The organism is Pseudomonas duriflava (assembly GCF_007830155.1).
Lineage (GTDB): Bacteria > Pseudomonadota > Gammaproteobacteria > Pseudomonadales > Pseudomonadaceae > Chryseomonas > Chryseomonas duriflava.
Genome location: NZ_VLKY01000019.1, coordinates 17398 through 36560, shown reverse-complemented (window position 1 = coordinate 36560; position 19163 = coordinate 17398). Strand labels below are relative to the sequence as shown.

Here is a 19163-nt window from a genome sequence, read left to right as displayed (position 1 = left end):
AGGATGGCTAGTCTGCTTCCTTCTCTGCAATGGCCCTATTGAATCATACGGAATGCTTGGGTTAGGCAACCGTTTTGTCAGCAAATCTCCAGACTAGTAAATATGCTATGTGGTCGCTGGGGTATACCCAAATAATATCAAAGAGATAACTATGAATCTGCCCTGTCTCAAGCTAAGAAGATCAGTACATCAAGCTAACTTTTTGGAAAGAAGCGTTTGTTCTCTGTCGGGAGGTCACTAGGCGTAGTCAGATAATAACGGCCTGCAACCCATGAAGCCTGCCTCACATGCTAAGTGGTGAAAGCCTCAAAGGAAAAGACATGAGTAAGTTTACAGGCAGTTGCCTATGTGGAGCGGTTCGGATTCTGGCCCTAGGTCAGCCTTATCGGGTTGGTATGTGTCACTGTCTAGACTGCCGTAAGTATCACGGCGCTCTATTTCACGCTTCTGCAATTTTCGCTGAAAGTGTGGTGACAATTGAAGGCGAGACGCAGGCCTATTTAGGACGCCATTTCTGCCCCAAATGCGGCTCATCGATCTATCAGCGGAGCGATGATGAGATCGAGATAAATTTAGGATCGCTTGACGCTCCAAACCAACTGGTTCCTACCTACGAGCTTTGGACCGTCCGGCGTGAATCCTGGTTACCATCGTTTGATATTGCGAACCATTATGAACGTAATCGCCATTCAAATAGCCGATCTGAAGACTAATTGCACGCAGCTCGATTAAGCCTTTAGTCGATGAAGCATACCCTAATGGATACACAAAAATAGCTATTACTGTTTGATAGGCTATGTATTTTGCCAAGGGTTAGAACTGCCACTGCTTTATGGTGGTTCCTTGTATTAGAGACTACTTGCCATAGGACGTTGTAATCTCTGGCCACTCTGCCAGTATTTCATCACGTACTCGTTTTCCAGCTGGCATTGGGTCCGCCTGTTCATCCTGTCTTAAACGAGTAAACACCAGCGTCTGGTTACCCTTCGTGGCCCATCCAACAAACCAGCCATAGCCATGTGCCTCGTCAGATTCGCCGTTTGCGTCACGTGGGAAGGCTGTTCCTGTCTTTCCGTGCACTTCCCAGCCGCCAGGTAGCTGGGCAACCTCTGTAATACGTGAGGTCATTTCTACAGCGTGTTGAGACACAGGAAGCTGTCTATTTACGAGCTTCGTCAGGAAATCTACCTGTTCAACAGGTGATATTTTTAATGATGAACTAATCCATGCCCGATCAAGACCGTTTTGTTTGCCTGGATCTCCCGAGATGTCTGCATTCCCGAATCCAAAGGCTTGAGCGTAATCACGTACCCGCGGCTCTCCCAGATGATGAGTAATCCTTTGGGAATACCAGACAACAGAGTATTTAATCCAGTCGTTAGGATTGGTTGGACGTAACCACATCGCGCCGCCCCAATCCGGATCACCTGCCTTATATGTCAGTGTTGGTGTGGTTGCGTCTTTCAGAAAGCCAGCGTCGTAGCCCATCAGACTCAAGGCAATTTTGAATGTGGAGGCCGGGGTGACACGCTGGCTACATTCACCCTTTTTCATAATGACTTTTTGCGTATGCGCGTCAGCAATGAGAGTACATAGCGTTCCCGCCTGGGCTGCTGAGCACATAAGAAACAACGCGGAGATACCTGAGATGTAGCGAAGCACTTAGGACAGTCCTTTCTAAACGTGTGCTCCGACTATACATCTCATAGAGAAAACAGAGATCTGGTGGCTTTTTGATCTCTGGCTTGACGAAAGCTAATGGCCATAGCCTGTAATCGCTGGGGTATACGTCAATAGCTGCATCGCTCAAATCAGCACTAAATCAATGTCTGAAGTTTAGAAGTTGATTTTGATCATTTGATTGCTGCCCCATAGCACTCTATTGCTCAATGAGACTAAGCTTTTCCTGAAAAGGGATATGTCTGTTGTGTTCGACAATGCGAAATCTAAGCGTCGGTTGCAAGTAGTTCTAGGCATTGCCCTTGGCAAGCCAACAATATCTGTTCTGCCAACAGTTCATCATTGACTGCGCGTGCAAGAGCAACTCCTCCAATCATGGTTGTGGCCATGCGTAATGCTTGCTCCCGCTTGTTGTCAGTAGGACTAGCCGTCAGCGCTTCTTCAAGTCGAGCGACAAAGGAAGAAAAGATCTGGGTGTAGCTTTCCTGAATAAAGCCATCCTGCCGAGCACAATCATTGATCATGAACGCTAAGGGACAATGCATGTACTCCCCGCTCCGATGATCCATCTGCAGATACTCCCTAACGATCCCTTCCAGACCTTCCGCACCCGCTTTTTCAAGAAGTTGCCCCCCCTGAATTGCAGCGCTGTGTAACGTGCGCTCATACAAATCAGCCTTGGACGTAAAGTGGTGGTAGAAGGCTCCTCTTGTGAGCTCGGCCTCTTTCATGACCATATCAATGCTAACGGCATCGTAACCATAAAGAGCAAATAGCCTGGCTGAGCTATCAAGGATTCGTTGACGGGTTTGTGCGCGCTGCGTTGTTGGCCAAGGCATCCTTTCCCTCATGCTTGGAAATGTCACTGCTTATCCGATAGTTTGCCAAATAATGACTTTATGTTCTTGAACATAAAGTCAAAAAAGACAGTATCGAGGTAGATTTATTACCAAGGACTTGTCATGAACCTGCATATTTTCGGCCCTGGATTCAGCACGTTTGTTCGTAGTGTTCGGCTCTACTGTGAAGAAAAAGGGCTGCAATATACCTATGGAATGGAGCTCAACGGGCAGGCGATTGCTTTTCGAAGCCCTGAGCATCTGGAGCTACATCCGTTTGGAAAAGTACCCGTACTATTCCATGAGAAGCATAAAGTCTTTGAGACAACCACTATTTGCCGCTACCTGGATGACGCATTTCCTGATATGTGCTTATGTCCTGAAGATCCATATGAAAAGGCAAATGTTAATCAATGGGCTAATGCGTTAGCCCTGTACGCTGACTATGCCCTGGTGCGACGCTATCTTCTGGTTGTGGCGCCTCCTGTTAAGCCAGCCAGCACTCCATGCCCTGCTGAGCTGATCAATGCTGAGCAAAAAGCGATACAAATGCTGGCCAAGTTAGAGGAACAACTGGGAGATCATGCTTGTTTCTGTGGTGCTACGTACAGCATGGCTGATGCAATCCTAACGCCAATACTTGATTACCTGGAGCGCTTGCCTGGGAATGCTGTATGGGTCGAACAGCAACTGCCAAAGCTTTGTGCTTACCTCTTGCACATGAGGTCAAGGCGATCCGGTTTGGCAGTTTTGAGCTGATTAGCTGCGATATGTTCTGAAGCTTCTCATCAGAACAATATAGCTTGATAGCAAATCGAAACTATTGCTGATAGCTACAGCTGCCACTATAGTCAAGACATGCATATGACTCAGCTTACCTCGACCGTTACAACCACGACCGCTAAAGGCGGGCCGTGCGAGGTGTCGTGAGCAAGAGATAGCAAGCGAACCCAAAGGCCCCGCCAGAGATGGTAGGGGCCTTTTTATTTGCCCTTACATCACTGGCCAATGTAAGGAAATAAGCAATGCACGCACTCTTGATCCTCGATATGCAGGTAGGCCTGTTTCACGGCCCCGATAAGCCCTGGCGTGGTGAGCGTCTGCTTGCCACACTTAATGAACTTATAGTCCGAGCCCAAAAATCGGATTGTTCCGTTTTCTTTGCAAGGCATATAGGCCCAGTAGGTAGTCCAATTGAGCGGGGTAGTCCTCTTACTGAATTAGTAGGCGGACTGGCTCTCAATGGCACCGAAATTATCTTTGAGAAATCCAGGCCGAATGCTTTTGTTTTTACTGCTCTCGCCGAACAGCTGCGATCAAGAGGAGTAGAAACCATCGTAGTCGCGGGCATGAAGACTCAGTACTGTGTTGATAGCACCTGCCGTGCAGCACGTGATTTAGGGTTCGAGACCATCCTGATCGAGGATGGCCATACTTGCTCGGATACGCCATTACTAAGCGCTGAGTCGATCATCAACCATCATAATTCGACACTTGCCGGTGCCTTTTGCCGAGTTATGAAAGCCGAAGAATGTGACTTTAAATAGGCAGCCACTGCCAATCAAGGCGTTACAGCGGTGCTATACATCTAGCTGTAACGCTTCATGACCTGTAGTCGCTGAGATATACGCTAATAACTACTCAGAGACTTGCGCTCAAGGCAGAGTGGACCTTAACTCTAATACCATTGGCTGACTCATGAGAACAGAATCTTTGCGCAGAGGCTCTAGATCTCCAGCCGACAGGAAGCCAAACGCCTTATATAAATGCATTGCTGGTGTATCGGCTGCCGTAACACCTAAGCGGACACGGAGCGCTCTACATCTCCTAGCCCAGGCTAAGAGTTCATCGAGCAGAGCGCGGCCTGCACCTAGCCCTCGTGATTTAGGATTTACCCACATTTGAAAGATGTCAGCGGTATTCGCTGATAGCTTTCCCCAAGCCAGACCGCAAACCTCATTTCCATCCAGCGCAAACAAAGCATGGTCATTGTTGGAGGAAAAAGCCGCAATGATTCGGGCTTTCCAACTCTCATCTGCTCTTAGAGCTTCTTCTTCATAGGTGCTTGCAAAAGCATCGGGAGAGTCGCGAAGTGCATATAGTCGCGTATCCCGATAAAGCTGCCACTCGCTAGGTTTTATTGGCCGTACAGATATCACATTATGTGCCATTTTGATTAACACCATTAAATAGCTGCTTACGACCCAACGTGACTAGGAGGCTACCGTTACATTAACTAACCAGAGCAGCCTATAGAACAAGGTGTAGTCGCTGGGGTATACCCTAATGAATACACAAAAACTGTACCTCAGCCGTAACCGTTCAGACAATTCACCTTCCTAACCCCGACGCCAGAGGCGATGGTGTCTACCTGGTTTAAGTGAATACCATTTTTAGCCTTTTAAGCGGATCTTTCCACACAGTCACAACGTCGTTCCCGCCCCAAATTCAGATGAAACCAGAACAAATTTGCACCTTAGCTGAACACGCTATCCAGTAGCTGTCCCAGGTCGACGCGATGGGTCAGAAGACCCAACGCCGTGAGGAGGTCAACGAGCAATTGGGCCTGGCGCAGGACGGCTTGCTGAATGGTCTACTTAACACCAACCCTGAAGCTATCGACGCTGGGTTGCTGGCGTTGTTCTGCCTACGCGGGTAGGTTGGTTGAAGCAAACAGCTTTGACATTTTGCGCAGGGTCGCTGCTGTATCCATCAACGCGGCGACACCGCCTGTTTTTAATGCCTCGGCAAGGCGGCCGTCAGCACTACAAGCCTGTGGGTAATCAACCAGTAACTTGCACACCGATTGACGTTGATTGCTTCCAGGCATTTGTGACCTTTTTCAGTATCCACCCAACGATAAGGTTTGTATCTTCATTTCGTAACGAGCCATTCGGCAAAATAGATCGCCAGTCAATCTCTGGTTTCAAGTTTGATTCTAATTGCAGACTGGGCTGATAGCTTTTCCGATCATTTTGATATCAAGGATGGATATGGTGAGGTGGTGGTTATACCTACTGGCAGTTTTTGTGCTGCCATTGCTGTCGATGGTGTGCAGCGGCCAGGTCCGAGAAGTGAGGAGAGATCTCGATGTCATAAATACGGGTCGCCCGCTGCATGTTGCTATCTGGTACCCCGAAGGCGTATGCAGCTCAGGAACGAAAGCGCTATGCCTTGATGAGTCAGCGGTGACTCACAAGGTCGTTGTCATTTCACATGGCAGCATGGGGGCATCAGACAATTACGCCTGGATTGGCAGCGGTTTGGCATCGAAGGGGTACATAGTCGTCGGTCTCAATCATTTTGGCGAATCCCGCGTGTACGGAGAGCAGACACAGAACTTTTTTGTCACCGGTATGGTGTGGGAGCGGGCGCAGGATGCATCTCGGGCATTGGATGCCCTGACGAAATTGAATATTTTCCAAAAAAAGGTTGCCTGGGACAACGCCATTGTTATTGGTCACTCTGCCGGTGGTCAGACGGCAGCATTACTGGCGGGAGCACGCTTTGATCTCCAGGCATTCGCAGAGTACTGCGTTTCCCGGCTAGCAGGTGGTGATCGTTCGTGCTTTTACGCGCAGAACATCAAGCGGGCGCCAAGCTCCTATATCTCATTGTTTAACGGCAACTACCGCGACCCCCGCGTTAGGAAAATAGTATTGCTTGACCCTGCACTAGGCCCCGCACTGGTTAAACAGTCCATGGCTGGTTCGGACATTCCAGCGTTGGTAGTGGGGGCTTTGCATGATGATTTTCTTCCATGGAGCCATCACGGCGCTCGCTATGCAACGGCCATACCTGGAGCAAAAACCCTGTTGCTGGAAGGTAACGAGGGGCACTTTGTGTTTCTTTCCGTTTGTCATTATAACGCCGAGGTCAATGGCATCCCGCTCTGTATAGACAAGGCGGGAGTGAACCGAAGGGCTGTGCATGAGGGCTTGTTGTCCCGGCTCGTTGCTTTTGTTGGACCCGATGACGAGATCCCTCTATCTGGAGAACGCAAGGCACCCTCAGTTGACGATGTTCCGTTTGCACCACTGACCGTGCTGGAAATCCTCAGCCACAGCCCCCCGTGGGTATTCGGTTTACTAATCGCTCTTTGCGTATTGGGACTGATGCAAACACGCACACGACAGGTGCGGTTCAGCCTCGCTTTGCTGCTCCCTATCGGGATGCTCATGTTGTCTATGGAAGGAGTGTTTCAGTACACCGATTACTGGGGTGCTGGTCTTGGGTTTTGGCTTGCAGGACTTGTCGCTGTGAGCAAGATCGTTTCGCGGTTTATGGAACCCAACATCGTGACAAGGATTAAAAACTCGGATCGACTGATAATGCGAGGCAGTTGGTTACCACTGCTGGTAATCCTTGGAATTTTCATCACGCGCTATCTTTTGGGTGTGGCACAAGCCCTGCAGTTTCGGGCACTCGATCATTGGCCATTGCAGATGCTGGTGGCAGGTGGGTTAGGGGCTTGGAGCGGCTACTTTGCATGTCGTGCTCGGAGGTGCTGGCGAGCATCTCGTTCGTAGCCTTGCGCTTTAATACTGTCATGCTCGTTATGGGTGCAGGTTTTGATTTATCGCTGAATCCACATAGATGTATCCGCGAACCGCCATATGAAGACATAAGAGGGTAACTAGGCAACGTCGAGCAATAGGAATGGATACAGCTTTTGGTGCTGATTGAAAATTGACCCAAGGCGGATTACTGATGCCAACTTGCGGCGCCCTGACGGTGCCAAAAGGCGTCAATGGGTTGCGTATAAGAGAATGGACCTGCTGTGAGTGCGGTGTGGCTCACGACCGCGATATCAACGCGGCCAGAAACATTCTCGCGCTCGGGCATGAGCGTCCATCTGTGGGAATCCCCGTCCTTTAGGGCGGGGAGGATGTCAAGGATGAAAACAGCGGCATGGTGAACTACGGCGCGATCAAACAGATAGCCGAGATTACTGACATGCCTGACTGTAAGAGCGACATCGTGCTGGCGCACTACGAGTATGGCCAGCCGGTAGTGTATCGCTGCCCCAAGGCCTACGTGCTCAATGCATTGACCTCAAATCCCTTCGTGCCATGGCCGGACTATATCGAAGGAACCAGCGTACAGCTGGGCCAGGCAATGGATCAGTTTAGCGAGCAGGCGAAAGCTGTACGGTAATCCTGAGCGGTCTTACCCTGACGATTGCGAGGTGGGATGACAATTATGGACGGTCTGGGCAGAATTCAAGGATTGAGCTATGCACCTGATGGCTTCTTCCATGGCAGCGCTCTCAACGCAGGCGTAGTTGATCCGCAGGCAGTTGCGGTACTTCCCGACCGCCGAAAAAATACTTCCAACCGCAATTTGAATACTTGACTCCGTCAAGAGTCGATTCAGACGAAGTGTATCAACCGACTCAGATAGTTCTACCCATAACATGAAGCCCCCCTGGGGCTGACTGACTCGAGTGTCTTCGGGGAAGTACTGTGATATCCATCGGATGACACGATCACGGTTGCGCTGGTACTGCCCGCGGACACGCCGTAAATGGGGTTGGTAAAAACCTTTGGCGATAAACTCAGCAACCGCCATCTGGGTATGGGTGGCAGTAGCCCCCGTGCCGATATACTTCATATGCAGGACTTGCTCAAGGTATCGTCCTGGCGCAATCCAGCCAACTCTCAGACCTGGTGCCAGGGTCTTGGAAAAGGAACTGCAGAGCAGTACTCGACCCTCTTTATCCATGGACTTGATTGAAGACGGCCTGGGATACCCATAGGCCAGATCGCCATAGATATCATCCTCGATTATAGGCGTATCGAAGCGCTGAGCCAGCCGCAGGAGCCTTTGCTTGCGCTCATCTGGCATTGTAAACCCTATGGGGTTGTTGCAACTGGGTGTGACAAGAATAGCTCTGACAGGCCACTGCTCAAGCGCTAACTCCAACGCCTCAAGGCTTATCCCGGTAACGGGGTCGGTAGGAATCTCTATCGCCTGCACGTTCGCACCCTTGAGGGTTTGCATGATCCCATGAAAGCCTGGCGACTCTACAGCCATGATCTCGCCCGGTTTGCAAAGCGCCCGCACAGCTGCTGACAGCGCCTCATGGCAACCGGTGGTGATAACAATGTCCTCTGGCAATAGCCGGCACCCTGAGTCCAGCGCCAGCCGTGCGACCTGCTGGCGCAGCTCCAGCAAGCCCTGGATATTGTCGTAGCGCAGCATTGCCAGATCGTGACGACGCGAGATCTGATTCAGTGCGGAAAAAAGCGGTTTTAATGTCACGGCTGCGATATCTGGTGTACCGCTGCCCAGCTGCAAGGTATCCGGGCGGGAAGAGGTTCGCATAAGCTCAAGCACCTGGTCCCACTGGCACACCTCAACGGGTCGCTGCGCCGGGCGGCTGGATGCCGGCAGGAGCATCTGCCGCCTGGTAGGGGAGACAAAGTAGCCTGACTTGGGCCTTGGGACCGCAAGACCAAGATCCTCAAGTACGCGATAGGCCTGTTGAACGGTTGACAGGCTGACTCCATGTTCAAGACTTAATGTCCTGACCGAAGGCAGGCGCTGCCCAGGTAGATAGAGCCCTGTTTCGATGCGCTGCCCGAGCAGTGTGGCAAGATTAAGATAAAGCGTCATCTTTCAACTATACGATCATAGAATCCGAAAGAAACCATACAGACAAGGGTTTTTCTGACCATTCAGAATAGGGACTCGTTTATCTGTATGGAGATAATGATTCATATGTAGGTCTGCCGTACAGGTGGCTTTTGTCTGATGCTGTAACAAGCCATGCGGCCTGGGCGGTTTGCCGGTCGCGCTTAGTCAGGAGCTACAGAGCTGTCCATGAATACTCCAACAGAAACATCATCCTGCACTGGCCATGAGTGTTGTATAGGTCACAACCAGCCGCGGTTGACAGGTGCGCTTGTTCTTCTCCTTGCCATGACCGCAGGCCTTGCCGTCGCCAATGTCTACGTGGCCCAGCCCCTTTTAGACTCAATGGCGCACAGTCTTGGCGTGGCTCCGGCTCGCATTGGCGTGGTCGTTACTGTGACGCAAATAGGTTACGCACTGGGGCTCATTTTTCTTGTCCCCTTGGGTGATCTGATCGATCAACGCAAGCTTATACTGGGGCAAATGCTGCTATCGGTGGCCTTCTTGACCTTTGCCAGTCTGGTCGAGCGATTTGCGCTACTGCTGGCAGCGCTGGCGCTGGTTGGGTTGATGGCGGTGGTCGTTCAGGTGGTTGTTGCCTTTGGCGCCTCGCTCGCGGCACCAGCTGAGCAAGGGCGAGTCGTAGGCCGGATTACCAGCGGCATTGTCCTGGGTATTCTTCTGGCACGCCTCGTGTCCGGAGTCGTCTCGGACTTGGCGGGATGGCGTGCGGTTTATGCCTTGTCCGCCGCGCTCATGCTGCTTATGGTTATGCTCCTTGGCCTAAGGATGCCTCGCCACTCCCTGACACAAGCGGGGGTGAGCTACTGGGCGTTACTGGGCTCTGTTGTAGAGCTCTTTCTCACTGAGCCTGTCCTGCGGGCCAGGGCCGTGTTGGCCATGCTTGTCTTTGCCTCGTTCAGCATTCTATGGACGTCGCTTGTCCTGCCGTTGAGCGTGCCCGACATTGGATACTCACATACCCAGATAGGACTTTTCGGCCTGGCTGGAATTGCAGGCGCGCTGGCCGCGTCGCAAGCCGGTAGGCGGGCGGATCAGGGGAGGGGACAGCAGACAACCGGGGTGGCGCTGGTACTGCTCCTGCTGTCATGGATACCGATGGCCTACCTTGAAGCATCAATCCTGTGGCTGGTGCTGGGCATCATTGTGCTGGACTTTGCCGTTCAGGCTGTACATGTCACAAACCAGAGCATGATCCTCGCGGCGCGACCAGACGCCTCGAGCCGCCTGATTGGTGGCTATATGGTCTTTTATTCCCTGGGCAGCGCACTGGGTGCAGTCAGCTCTACCACCGTCTATGGCTGGGCCGGGTGGGCGGGCGTCTGCTTGCTGGGCGCCTCGGTCAGCATGGCCGCGCTTCTCTTCTGGTCTTTTACTCGCTCGGGCATGAGCGTCCATCTGTGAGAATCCCCGTCCTTCAGAGTGGGGAGCAGTCAAGAAGCAGCCTATGGAATAAACGCAGATACCTAATCAGGAAATCTGCGCTTTCCCATTATTTAGACCCTAGCCTGTAGGCAGTGCCTACGACTCGCTCCTCTTGTACTCATTGAGTACTGAGCTGATCAGCACCACCAGCTCGGCCGCTGTAACTTCGGTGCGCTTCCCCTGAGTACCTTGAGGAGCGGCGGGCTTGGGTCAGCAGCACTGGCGGGGTTAATTCCTTATTGTTTCAAATACAGTCTTTAGAGTGATAGCGGCGTATTAAATCTTGTTTGAAAATCAGATTTCTCATGGAAGCCTTGACTAGACCACCCAAATTGCTCACTGGAGCTCGTCTGCCCATCAATTGCCCATTGGCTGATTCTCAAAGAAAAGATGGAGTTTGATATGTTCAGTATAAAACCACTTGCCGTTGCGACTCTCCTATCCGCTAGCCTACCAGCCCTGGCTGAAATGAATACTAGCGAGATTACTCAGGAAGGTGACTACCATAGTGCTGTCGTTGAACAAACCGCGACCAGTAGTTACGCCAGTGTCTATCAACAGGAGGAGTATCACAGGTTAAGTCTTCAACAGTCACAGGGTGATAGTAACTATGCGGCAATTATTCAAAAAGGGTCTATGAATCAAATCGATTTTAGCCAGAGCGGAGACAATAATAGGGCGGAGATAGGACAAGGCAGTGCTGAGCACATTATAAACGCGTCCCAGACTGGGTCGAACAATGAGCTTTTTATTGCGCAGGATTCGTCAGGCTACGCCTCTAGCATACGAAGTAGTACTGTTGGTAATGACAATAGTGTAACGATTGAGCAAAACACTGTCCTGGGTAGCATAGACTATAGTGTTGAAGGCGACTCTAATATCATTCAAGTACGTCAGACTACTATTACTGAAACAATCGAAGGAGCTACCAACGGCAACAGTAATACGGTAGATATTACGCAGACAGGCCAATACAACGGGTCGATTCGGATTGCTCAAAATGGAGACTTTAATGACGTTGGCCTGGTACAGGCCTCGTATGAGGGATCGAGTCACGCTATTGTGAATCAATCAGGCTCCTTTAATAAAGCCTATGTTGAGCAATTGCTTAATTCTAATGGTAGCAATGCTACGCTTAGTCAGACAGGAATAGGTAATAGTGCCAGCATCATTCAATAGCCTGCATTGTCAGGCTGTTGGCATTTACCAACCGTTCCCGCATGTGTATACAACCATCCACTGGGATGGTTGTACTTGAGGTTGTGAGTAACATGGAATGGGAACTCACTCCTCTATCAGAGAATTTTGTTCAAGAATTTTTACGCCTATTTCTATATGTAATAAGTAGCAGGCTTGTAAAACAATTATAGCCGTATCCAAACTGCATCGTGTAGCCACATTGTTTAAATGGTATCAACGACACTCCACATCCCGCCTGAATCCATCTGCCTGTGCTTCTCGCTCAGTACGATAGGCCACCCGGATACGCGCCGGGATCGAGTGGTAGGAAGGGCAGAGCATTGGTACAAAGTAGGTACCGGTTCGACGTGAGGCATAGACCATCCCATCGGTACGGGTCGGGTCAAACGGTTCGATTTCCTCTTTTTCCGCATCATCTGAGGCAGAGGCCTGCAGGTCCGGGAAGAGTTCCTTGACCGTCTTGTCGCGCCGGATGATGCCGGCAAGGCCTGGCTTGTGATCCAGCGTCCAGCTGGCCTGTCCGGTTACAAAGGGGTTGTGGTGTCCCATAACTTTTGCAATACGGTTGTCTCGCTCCTTTTCCCACTCGGTGATTGGAAAGCGCTTGTCCCAATCCATGAAGAGCTTTTGTTGGAGCCGGGAAAGAGTAATGCCGTAGCGATCACTCATGTAGAAGTGCGTGCGGGCAATGAGGCCCTTCACCGCATCACGTGGCTCAACCGTGCGCGAGGCTGGGTCGATCCTGAGATCGCAGCGGCCATAACGACTGGCCTTGCCCGGAAGCTCACCGTACAGATAGCTGCCGCGATCGGCATTGGCTTCTCCAATAGCGGGCGCCAGGTTGTGCAGGTCCGCATCAATTCGGTTGAACAGGGGATCAGCCCGGCAGGCTCCCGAGCCGCCCTCGCGCGAGCACTGGAGCTGGTGGCCAAAGGACCAGACGCTCTGGATGTGCTCCCACTCAAGGCGAATGGCGCGGTCGGGCAGGGCGCGGGTCTGGTAGCCGCAGGATTCATGATCCATCACGCCGCCGCTACGGCCTACCCATTCCCACTGGCAGCCGCAGTAGAGGTCGCCCGAGGCCTTCTCGCCAGCATTCTGATCACCGTAGATGTCGTTACGCAGAAAGTGCTTGGCGTCGTAGTAGGTTTCCGGGGCAGCCCATGCTACGCCTGAGACTATGAGCGCGAGCATGACCAGTGGCGCTCTCATGGTTCTACAGCCTCCGGGTTGGCGACGGGCTTGCGGGTCAGCTTGTGCCAGACAGAGACAGCAAGCGTCGGGATGACTACAAACAGCATCGCGGACAGTACAGCCGCTACACACAGCATGAGAATGCTCACCGCTATCCACTGAACGGCGTCATAGGTGCCTGGGATCAACCAGCGCTCGACCTGAATGAATAACCCTTCGATATAGGGAAAGTGGGCCGAGCGGATAAACCAGAGCAGAGCGCCAATAAACAGCACAATAGGGGTAAAGGTAATCAGGCCATAGCTCAGCCTGTGCAGATCCGTCAGGGTGGGTACTGCATGCAGGGCAACGAGAAACAAACCGGTAATGATGAGCAGGCTCAAGGGATCGCTGTCGGCCTCGGTCCACAGGCTCCAGAGGATTTCAGTCAGGGCCTCGGGAATCCAGTAGAGGATTCCCATGACGTCCTGCGGGGGAGTAGGGACGTCATAGGCAATACCGGTCAGCAGACACAGGAGCAGCGCACCCACGGCGCAGGGTGCGAGGCCTTCCAGCGCACGCCCTATGTAACTGAGCGGGCCGGGAAAAAAGGTGTAGTCCACATAGCCCAGCGTGCCGTCTGCATCATTGCGCTTGTACAGGGCAATGCGGGTGAGCTTGAAGCCCATGCACAAACAGACAATGGCGCGTGCAGTCTCCCGAACAGGGGAGCCCACCATGCCGGTAAAGGCATAGGCGGGCCACGTCGGTAGTTTGGGATTGGCGATCAGGAAATGCTTGGCAAGGCCGGTCAGGGCCAGCACAGCGGCGGTCACACCCAAGAGAGCAAGTAACTGTGTCATGACGGTTTTCCTGCTAAACAGGCACCTGCACAAGCGGGCTCATGCAGGGCCACATGGCGGAGGGTTAAGGAATCATCAACCTGACGGGCGAGCTGTAGCCTTGCTCGGTGTGTATACCCAGCGCCTCCTGAAAGCTCAGCGAGATGCCCTTCTTGAAGTCGGCAAACGGACTCAGGCGCGGGGTGTAGTTTTTCATCTTGAGCTTGCCGTCATCGTCCGGCACCAATCTGCGCACAAGCTGCTCAAGGGTCAGTTGGTCATCAATGATGCCAATGTTCTTGGCGGTACCGGCTTCCCAGACCAGTCCCTCAAACATGCCCTCGGTAGGCTTGAGACGATCTTCACGGCCCTGCTTTACGTCTGCAATAAACCGCTGGTGAGTCGCGCCCAGCACGGTCTTCCAGTACTGGACCTGCTCATCCCTGGCCGGGGAGAAGGGGTCCAGCATCGACTTGCTGGTGCCGGCGGTATACACGCGGCGCTCGACATCAAGGAGCTTGATGGTCTTGTCAAAGCCAAAGCCGGTACTGATCACGCCAATCGACCCCACAATGGCCGTAGGCGAGGCATAGATCTCCTTGGTGGCCGAGGCAATGTAGTAGGCGCCGCTTGCACCAATGTCCTCGATCACGGCAAAGATGGGTTTTTCCGGATGCCGCTGGCTTTCGTAGCGGATCTCGTCATAGACCCGCTTGGACTGGACCGGACTGCCACCGGGGCTGTTGATGCGGATGGCCACCGCCACGGTGTTGGGGTTTTCCATGGCCTGGCGCAGACCACTGTTGATGCGGTCGGCGTTGGCAGGCTGCTGGGCATCAATCGGCCCCATTACGTCCACGACACCTACATGGCTGGCGCCATCGGCCACTTCCGAGGACTCATCAAACAGGCGCAGGAAGTACCAGGTGTTAAAGGCGCTGAGCAGGACGATCAGGAGCAGCATGCCCTTGAAGATTAGGGTCCAGCGGTGCCGGGCACGGCTCTGCTTGACGGTGCCCGAGACCCACTTGTCAAAGGTGTGGATCTGCATGAGGCGCTGGCGCTCCTGCAGGACCTCGATGGAGTCATCCGGGGAATAGGGCGGTACATCGCTACTTCGATTGCGTTTAAACCAACTCATCGTCATGCCTCCAGTGGATCTCTCTTGGGTTTGGTATAGGGCGCAATGGCACGACACTCGGGATAGCCCGAACAGCCCCAGAACCGGCTGGCGCGTTTGGCCTCCTTTTTCTTGCCTAGGCGAAGGGTCATCGGGCGACCGCAGTCCCCACACAGGGGACGGTCCTCCTCGCTGATGGGCTTTTGCGGCAGGCCCTTCTGATCGGGAAAGGTCTTGTTGCAGGTGTCGCGGTTGGCGCAGCCCCAGAAGAAGCCTTGCTTGCCCTTGACCCGGCGCAGCTCAGCACCGCAGGCGAAGCATTTGTGAACTGTGCCGCGCGCCTCGCTAAAGGTTTGTTTCAGGGCAGCAGCTTGAGTACTACCTTGTCCCTCAGTGGCCGTAAGGCTGGCTTTAAAACCATGAACAATGCGCGACACCCAGTCAGTGATCTTGCGCATGAACTCGTCCTGACTGACTTCACCGCGTGCGACGCGCTCCAGCTCCTGCTCCCACGCGGCGGTAAGGCCGGGTGACTTGAGTGCGGGGGGCAGGGCTTTCATGAGGGCCACGGCCTTGTCGCTGGCATGCAGCTGGCGCTTCTTGCGGATCAGGTAGCCACGATCCACGGCGGTCTTGATGATGCTGGCGCGAGTAGCGGGTGTACCGAGTCCCGAGGTTTCCTTGAGGATGCGCCGGAACTGTTCTTCGGTGACGTAGCGGCTGATGTGCTCCATGGCCGAGAGCAGGGTAGCCTCGGTAAAGTAGGGCGGATGCCGAGTATGTTTACCTGAGACTTCCGGCCCGCTGATGATGGCCGGTTCACCCTGGTTGACTGGGGGAAGCGCGCTGCTCTGCTCCTCGCTCTCATCCTCTTCATTATTATCAGCTTCGCTAAAGGCTTCAGTGTCCGGAAACAGGATCTTCCAGCCCTGTTTCGTAGGCTGGCGTCCTTTGGCCATGAACTCGTGCTTACCTGCCCGGACATGGATCACCGTGCGGTTGAATTCATGGTGCTCATAGAACTGGGCGATGTAGAAGCGGCGGATGGCGTCGTAGAGATTGCGCTCAATCTCCGTAAGTGAAGAGAGATTGATCTTTTCGGCTGTTGGAATGATTGCCTCATGGCTTTTGCCTTCGAGCTGCCTGTCGTTAAAGCATCGGCCCTTGCGTTTGAGGTCCGCGCCAGCCACCAGCCCAGAGATAGAGGCATCACTCAGGATAAGGGCCTGCATCACCTCGGGTGCTTCGGCGTGCATGTTTTCCGGCAGGTACCGGCATTCGGTACGGGGGTAGGAGATGGCCTGATGGTTCTCGTACAGCGACTGGGCCGCGGCGAGTACTTCGTCAGCGGTATAGCCATAGCGCACGTTGCCGTACTGCTGAAGACTGTTCAGGTGGAAGGGTAGGGGCGCACTCTCTTTAGAGGGTGTCGTCTCGGCCTTCTCGATCACACCGCCAGTTCCTGTCAGCTGCGCGGCAGTCTGCTCGGCCAGCGTCTTGTTGATGCAGCGTCCGGCCTCGTCCGTGCATTCTTCCGGCGGTACCCACTTGGCCCGGAACTGGCCACGCTGTACGGAGACATCGGCCCACAGGTCCCAGTAGCTCCTGGGAACAAAGTTGGCGATAGCCTGATGACGGGTGACCACCAGATTGATCATGGGGCAGACCACACGGCCGACATGCAGGGTTTCCTGAAAACCTGCCCCACGGGCAATGAGGGTAAACAGGCGCGTCCCGTTCATGCCGACCAGCCAGTCGGAGCGTTCACGGCACACCGCAGAGTGGTAGAGGTTGATGGTCTCCTTGCCCGGCACGATGCTGTCCAGCGCCTTGCGCAGCCCCTTGGGGTTCAGGGCCTTGATGCACACCCTGTACAGCGGCCCCTGATAACCGGCGTAACGGATGACGTTGCGGGCAATGGCTTCTCCTTCGCGGTCAAAGTCGGTGGAGATATAGACCTTTCCGGCTTTTTTCAGGAGTTCAGAAACAATCCTGAGCTGATCGCGGGTCTTGTCGTTGGGCTGGTGCTTCCACTCGCCGGGCACCATGGGCAGGTGATCCAGCGTCCAGCCTTTCCACGCTTCGGAATAATCATCGGGCTTTAGCGCCTGCAGGAGATGACCAATGCACCAGGTAACAAAGGTGCCTTTGCCATTGTGCATACAGCCCTTGCCGGTCCTGTCACAGCCAAGTACCGCAGCCAGCGCGCGGCCCTGCCTGGGCTTTTCGGCCAGATACACGTCCACACTCATAAATCACCCCTTGATCGTCTGATCGAGGCCAGTTGGCGGTCGGTGGGAGGCTTGCCTGCGCCAAAGTGCAGCACGATCTCGGTAAGCTGCTCGCGCTGGCGGGTGGTCATGTCCTTGAACTGGCGATAGGGCTCGCCCTTGCGGATGGCACGACGCAGGCTGTTATCAAAGAAACGGTTTTCGGTGGAGTAAAGCGTTTCGACCGCAGCGACCTTGCCACTGTCCTTTAAGGTAATGGCCACGATGGCGTAGTTCTGGGCATACAGCTCCTCACTGATACGCCAGTTCAGCCCGATCTCCTCGGCAATTTCAGCGGCGACGGTGCGTACTTCCTCGATATCAGCCTGGCGGCGCTCCTGTGCCTTGCGCTCGGCCTCTTCCTTTTCCGGGCCGGTAAAATCCGTAACATGGGTGCCATTACCGTCCTTGAGCTTGCCCAGCAGTTCCTGATTGACCAGGTTGAAGGCCTGGGCAATGTCTCGTCCGCCGGGACTTTGCTGGCTGGACTCCGGTGCGTTCCCCTCGGGGATATCGTCCTTGTCGAAAAACAGCACATTGGTTGAGTAGAGCAGCGCGACAATGACGCCCAGCGCCACCAGCTGAGGAATCATGAGCGTTTCTCCTGATGCTGGGCATAGAGCAGCTTCCAGTCGCGCACCATGTCCTCAAGCTGGGGAAGCCGGTGGTTTTTCTGGATGTCCTGCAGCGTGAACGTAATCAGGCATACAGCATCCAGCGGGCTCTGCGCGTTGGCGGCTTCGGAGAGCATGACCAGAAGGTCTCTGTAGGAGTCTTCATTCACCTGCACGGCGTCCATCACTGGCCTCCGGTCATCGCATGGCTGGTTTCAAACATGGCCTTGAGCGGGTCCTGAACAGTGCGGGCAGCCATGGGAGCCGCCGCCAGCGGACCGCTTGTGACGTCCTCAGTCTGAGCCTGCTCGGGCAGATCTTCAGGCAAAGCCGACCCGTTAGCCGCGCTGTGCTCGGCATCCGAAATCCTGCGACCAAAGTTCAGGGTGAATTCGGTGACGGCATCCCGATCGGCTGCGGGCAGTGTGTTGATCTCGATAAAGGGAGACGCCTCGACGGCCGCGCTGATAACTGATTTGTTGTAGGCGTCATTATGGGAAGAGCGGATCACTTCAAACCCGGTCATGACGCCGTCCGGTCCCACTTTCACCCGGACCTGTGCACCATGCTTCTCGTAGTCCTCGGGTGCGCGCCAGTTCTGGCCTACCCGTATGCCCACGGCGGTTACCATATTCTGGTAGGCCGGGGTCTGCGCCAGCGCTGCCAGTCGCTTCTGGTGTCTATCCTCAGCTTCGGGAGGTGTACCTACCTGACTGGGCTTGATGCTGTAGCCAAAGCTGGCGAGGTCTTCCTCGGGTGGTGATACCTCATCCTGCCCTTTCTGGGGGGGGTTGGCTGGTGCCGTAGCGCTACTAGCAACTGGCTGCGTCTTATCCTCTGAGGCAGGGGTTGGAGTGGTTTCAGGCGATGCGCCAGCGGTCATCTCCTCTTCAACAGGCTCCGTTGTAGGCGGAACCGTCTCTACACCCTCGCGGGTGATCCGGTGTTCCGGTGCCTGGATGGGTAGAGGCGATGCTTCGCCTGCGAATTCATCCTCTTCAAAGTCGGCGTCCGGGTCGATAGCGAAGGAGGTATGTGAGGTCCCGACATCGGCTGCCTCCCTGGCTGATTCAGGCGCTGCGGTATCCAGCTGAGCCGCCTCTCTCTTTAATGCCGGATCGGTGCCCTGCGCCATCGGCACATCATTGCTGACGGGCGTCTGTGGGATCGAATGTTCCGGCTTGCCCTGGTGGGTGGCTATGTACGAGATTCCGAGTCCGCAGAGGATGGCCACGGCCAGAAGCGTCATCCTTTTAGGTGACTTTTGTTTCTTCTCCCTTTCAGGTTCGCGCTCCGCCTTGATCTCGGGAAGTACTGTTTCATCAGTAGGTGTTGTCATGGTC

Annotated in this window: 20 protein-coding genes; 9 read left to right on the top strand and 11 right to left on the bottom strand. The window is 53.9% G+C overall.

All coding sequences use genetic code 11. The features are described 5' to 3' along the window. The first annotated feature begins 320 nt into the window (after window positions 1–320). On the top strand, window positions 321–713 hold the full coding sequence (locus tag IQ22_RS20025) for a GFA family protein (protein WP_145145313.1): 393 nt from the start codon (window positions 321–323) through the stop codon (window positions 711–713). A gap of 142 nt (window positions 714–855) precedes the next feature. Here the strand turns inward: IQ22_RS20025 and blaOXA are convergent, their stop codons facing one another. Both blaOXA and IQ22_RS20015 read right to left on the bottom strand, forming a co-directional pair. Beyond that, a complete protein-coding gene (gene blaOXA, locus IQ22_RS20020) occupies window positions 856–1623 on the bottom strand; it encodes a class D beta-lactamase (RefSeq protein WP_145145363.1) in 768 nt (255 codons plus the stop codon). A gap of 323 nt (window positions 1624–1946) precedes the next feature. Next, entirely contained in the window at window positions 1947–2519 is a 573-nt protein-coding gene (locus tag IQ22_RS20015; RefSeq protein WP_145145311.1) for a TetR/AcrR family transcriptional regulator, read from the bottom strand. A gap of 123 nt (window positions 2520–2642) precedes the next feature. Here IQ22_RS20015 and IQ22_RS20010 point away from each other — a divergent pair, with 123 nt between their 5' ends. After that, window positions 2643–3278: a glutathione S-transferase family protein gene (locus IQ22_RS20010; RefSeq protein ID WP_244309301.1), complete on the top strand. Its 636-nt coding sequence runs from the start codon at window positions 2643–2645 to the stop codon at window positions 3276–3278. Between the two features lie 266 nt (window positions 3279–3544). After that, window positions 3545–4066, top strand: coding sequence for a cysteine hydrolase family protein (locus tag IQ22_RS20005; protein ID WP_145145309.1), 522 nt, complete (start codon window positions 3545–3547; stop codon window positions 4064–4066). Between the two features lie 108 nt (window positions 4067–4174). Here IQ22_RS20005 and IQ22_RS20000 read toward each other — a convergent pair whose 3' ends face one another. Further along, window positions 4175–4690 (bottom strand): GNAT family N-acetyltransferase, encoded by a 516-nt coding sequence (locus IQ22_RS20000; RefSeq protein WP_244309313.1) that lies wholly within the window; start codon window positions 4688–4690, stop codon window positions 4175–4177. 347 nt (window positions 4691–5037) lie between these two features. On the opposite strand from IQ22_RS20000, the gene IQ22_RS23220 reads away from it, so the two are divergent. From IQ22_RS23220 to IQ22_RS19985, 4 genes are all read left to right on the top strand, one after another. After that, window positions 5038–5178: a hypothetical protein gene (locus IQ22_RS23220; RefSeq protein ID WP_158635466.1), complete on the top strand. Its 141-nt coding sequence runs from the start codon at window positions 5038–5040 to the stop codon at window positions 5176–5178. 328 nt (window positions 5179–5506) lie between these two features. After that, window positions 5507–7048: a DUF6622 family protein gene (locus IQ22_RS19995; RefSeq protein WP_145145307.1), complete on the top strand. Its 1542-nt coding sequence runs from the start codon at window positions 5507–5509 to the stop codon at window positions 7046–7048. Between the two features lie 181 nt (window positions 7049–7229). Continuing rightward, the gene (locus IQ22_RS19990; protein ID WP_244309298.1) at window positions 7230–7397 is read left to right on the top strand and encodes a transposase; all 168 of its coding nucleotides are present in this window, start codon (window positions 7230–7232) and stop codon (window positions 7395–7397) included. A gap of 33 nt (window positions 7398–7430) precedes the next feature. Beyond that, window positions 7431–7676: a hypothetical protein gene (locus tag IQ22_RS19985; RefSeq protein WP_145145305.1), complete on the top strand. Its 246-nt coding sequence runs from the start codon at window positions 7431–7433 to the stop codon at window positions 7674–7676. A 12-nt stretch (window positions 7677–7688) separates the two neighbouring features. On the opposite strand, the gene IQ22_RS19980 is transcribed toward IQ22_RS19985, so the two are convergent. Further along, entirely contained in the window at window positions 7689–9137 is a 1449-nt protein-coding gene (locus IQ22_RS19980) for an aminotransferase-like domain-containing protein (protein WP_145145303.1), read from the bottom strand. 207 nt (window positions 9138–9344) lie between these two features. On the opposite strand from IQ22_RS19980, the gene IQ22_RS19975 reads away from it, so the two are divergent. Both IQ22_RS19975 and IQ22_RS19970 read left to right on the top strand, forming a co-directional pair. Further along, entirely contained in the window at window positions 9345–10580 is a 1236-nt protein-coding gene (locus IQ22_RS19975) for an MFS transporter (RefSeq protein WP_145145301.1), read from the top strand. A gap of 423 nt (window positions 10581–11003) precedes the next feature. Continuing rightward, complete coding sequence (locus IQ22_RS19970) at window positions 11004–11780, top strand: hypothetical protein (protein WP_158635465.1); 777 nt, start codon at window positions 11004–11006, stop codon at window positions 11778–11780. A gap of 234 nt (window positions 11781–12014) precedes the next feature. On the opposite strand, the gene IQ22_RS19965 is transcribed toward IQ22_RS19970, so the two are convergent. The 7 genes from IQ22_RS19965 to IQ22_RS19935 all read right to left on the bottom strand — a co-directional run bounded on the left by IQ22_RS19965 (window position 12015) and on the right by IQ22_RS19935 (window position 19159). Continuing rightward, window positions 12015–13013, bottom strand: a complete 999-nt coding sequence (locus IQ22_RS19965) for an endonuclease (protein WP_145145297.1) — start codon at window positions 13011–13013, stop codon at window positions 12015–12017. Continuing rightward, window positions 13010–13837 carry a hypothetical protein gene (locus tag IQ22_RS19960; protein ID WP_145145296.1) on the bottom strand — a complete coding sequence of 276 codons (828 nt, stop codon included), beginning with the start codon at window positions 13835–13837 and terminating at the stop codon, window positions 13010–13012. Before IQ22_RS19960 ends, IQ22_RS19965 begins: the two co-directional genes overlap by 4 nt. Before the next feature lie 64 nt (window positions 13838–13901). Beyond that, complete coding sequence (locus IQ22_RS19955; RefSeq protein ID WP_158635464.1) at window positions 13902–14957, bottom strand: S49 family peptidase; 1056 nt, start codon at window positions 14955–14957, stop codon at window positions 13902–13904. A gap of 2 nt (window positions 14958–14959) precedes the next feature. Continuing rightward, window positions 14960–17188, bottom strand: a complete 2229-nt coding sequence (locus IQ22_RS19950) for a DNA topoisomerase 3 (RefSeq protein WP_145145291.1) — start codon at window positions 17186–17188, stop codon at window positions 14960–14962. Then, the gene (locus tag IQ22_RS19945) at window positions 17185–17799 is read right to left on the bottom strand and encodes a TonB C-terminal domain-containing protein (protein ID WP_145145289.1); all 615 of its coding nucleotides are present in this window, start codon (window positions 17797–17799) and stop codon (window positions 17185–17187) included. Before IQ22_RS19945 ends, IQ22_RS19950 begins: the two co-directional genes overlap by 4 nt. After that, entirely contained in the window at window positions 17796–18005 is a 210-nt protein-coding gene (locus tag IQ22_RS19940; protein WP_145145286.1) for a hypothetical protein, read from the bottom strand. The genes IQ22_RS19945 and IQ22_RS19940 overlap by 4 nt, the downstream gene beginning before the upstream one ends. Then, a complete protein-coding gene (locus IQ22_RS19935) occupies window positions 18005–19159 on the bottom strand; it encodes a TonB C-terminal domain-containing protein (protein ID WP_145145285.1) in 1155 nt (384 codons plus the stop codon). Before IQ22_RS19935 ends, IQ22_RS19940 begins: the two co-directional genes overlap by 1 nt. Window positions 19160–19163: the final 4 nt, after the last annotated feature.

What these genes read in the sequence shown, in the direction of transcription:
- IQ22_RS19955 (WP_158635464.1), bottom strand. Translation starts at nt 14,957, where the DNA reads ATGAGTTGGTTTAAACGCAATCGAAGTAGCGATGTACCGCCCTATTCC.
- IQ22_RS19990 (WP_244309298.1), top strand. Translation starts at nt 7,230, where the DNA reads ATGCCAACTTGCGGCGCCCTGACGGTGCCAAAAGGCGTCAATGGGTTG.
- IQ22_RS20010 (WP_244309301.1), top strand. Translation starts at nt 2,643, where the DNA reads ATGAACCTGCATATTTTCGGCCCTGGATTCAGCACGTTTGTTCGTAGT.
- IQ22_RS20005 (WP_145145309.1), top strand. Translation starts at nt 3,545, where the DNA reads ATGCACGCACTCTTGATCCTCGATATGCAGGTAGGCCTGTTTCACGGC.
- IQ22_RS19950 (WP_145145291.1), bottom strand. Translation starts at nt 17,188, where the DNA reads ATGAGTGTGGACGTGTATCTGGCCGAAAAGCCCAGGCAGGGCCGCGCG.
- IQ22_RS20025 (WP_145145313.1), top strand. Translation starts at nt 321, where the DNA reads ATGAGTAAGTTTACAGGCAGTTGCCTATGTGGAGCGGTTCGGATTCTG.
- IQ22_RS23220 (WP_158635466.1), top strand. Translation starts at nt 5,038, where the DNA reads ATGGGTCAGAAGACCCAACGCCGTGAGGAGGTCAACGAGCAATTGGGC.
- IQ22_RS19975 (WP_145145301.1), top strand. Translation starts at nt 9,345, where the DNA reads ATGAATACTCCAACAGAAACATCATCCTGCACTGGCCATGAGTGTTGT.
- IQ22_RS19965 (WP_145145297.1), bottom strand. Translation starts at nt 13,013, where the DNA reads ATGAGAGCGCCACTGGTCATGCTCGCGCTCATAGTCTCAGGCGTAGCA.
- IQ22_RS19980 (WP_145145303.1), bottom strand. Translation starts at nt 9,137, where the DNA reads ATGACGCTTTATCTTAATCTTGCCACACTGCTCGGGCAGCGCATCGAA.
- IQ22_RS19985 (WP_145145305.1), top strand. Translation starts at nt 7,431, where the DNA reads ATGGTGAACTACGGCGCGATCAAACAGATAGCCGAGATTACTGACATG.
- IQ22_RS19945 (WP_145145289.1), bottom strand. Translation starts at nt 17,799, where the DNA reads ATGATTCCTCAGCTGGTGGCGCTGGGCGTCATTGTCGCGCTGCTCTAC.
- IQ22_RS19995 (WP_145145307.1), top strand. Translation starts at nt 5,507, where the DNA reads ATGGATATGGTGAGGTGGTGGTTATACCTACTGGCAGTTTTTGTGCTG.
- IQ22_RS19970 (WP_158635465.1), top strand. Translation starts at nt 11,004, where the DNA reads ATGTTCAGTATAAAACCACTTGCCGTTGCGACTCTCCTATCCGCTAGC.
- IQ22_RS19960 (WP_145145296.1), bottom strand. Translation starts at nt 13,837, where the DNA reads ATGACACAGTTACTTGCTCTCTTGGGTGTGACCGCCGCTGTGCTGGCC.
- blaOXA (WP_145145363.1), bottom strand. Translation starts at nt 1,623, where the DNA reads ATGTGCTCAGCAGCCCAGGCGGGAACGCTATGTACTCTCATTGCTGAC.
- IQ22_RS19940 (WP_145145286.1), bottom strand. Translation starts at nt 18,005, where the DNA reads ATGGACGCCGTGCAGGTGAATGAAGACTCCTACAGAGACCTTCTGGTC.
- IQ22_RS19935 (WP_145145285.1), bottom strand. Translation starts at nt 19,159, where the DNA reads ATGACAACACCTACTGATGAAACAGTACTTCCCGAGATCAAGGCGGAG.
- IQ22_RS20015 (WP_145145311.1), bottom strand. Translation starts at nt 2,519, where the DNA reads ATGCCTTGGCCAACAACGCAGCGCGCACAAACCCGTCAACGAATCCTT.
- IQ22_RS20000 (WP_244309313.1), bottom strand. Translation starts at nt 4,690, where the DNA reads ATGGCACATAATGTGATATCTGTACGGCCAATAAAACCTAGCGAGTGG.